Genomic DNA, 559 nt, shown 5'->3' on the forward strand with positions numbered 1-559 from the left:
CACAAGCTCAGCGTTGGGAAAGCATGCTCGTACAATGTCTTGATAGTAAAAATTCAGGTCCAGAGAAACTGTTTTGCCGCAGGCGAAAACTTTTTGCAGTAGGCTATAATTGCTTTTTTATAGCGTGTGCGGAGAATCTGCACCACCTCGTGCTTGTCGGCATCAAGACAAATAAAATGCAGGGTGCGGTCAACGCCTTTAAACTCGTCGAAGGCTAGATGCTCCGGCAAATAATCATAGCTGCTATTAAACTGATGCGAGCAAGAGCCCAGCACTCTTTGCACCGTATTGACAGAGACATTGTTTTCCCGGGCAATGCTGGTCATTGAACGGTCTTCTGTTAAGGCACTGAGAATTTTAAGCTTTGCAGGCTGGGAAATACAGCAGTATTTGCCTACCAGGTCAGATTGAGCCATTGAGCGTTTATTGCAGGTGCGACACCAGACTCTCTGCTTAAAAAGTCTAATAATGACTGGCTGACCGGCATTGGCAGCAGGATAGCGGATTTCGGTTTTCAAACGGCCATTGTGTCCGCATCCTGTGAGCCACAAAAGGGACA

At 46.9% G+C, this 559-nt stretch carries 1 pseudogene; it reads right to left on the reverse strand.

Features of this window, described 5'->3' with window-relative positions:
- Positions 1 to 559 (reverse strand): annotated as a pseudogene (locus tag H3U49_RS09780) (transposase); the annotation flags it as partial.

This window comes from Lactobacillus sp. W8174 (assembly GCF_016100975.1).
Classification (GTDB): domain Bacteria; phylum Bacillota; class Bacilli; order Lactobacillales; family Lactobacillaceae; genus Lactobacillus; species Lactobacillus juensis.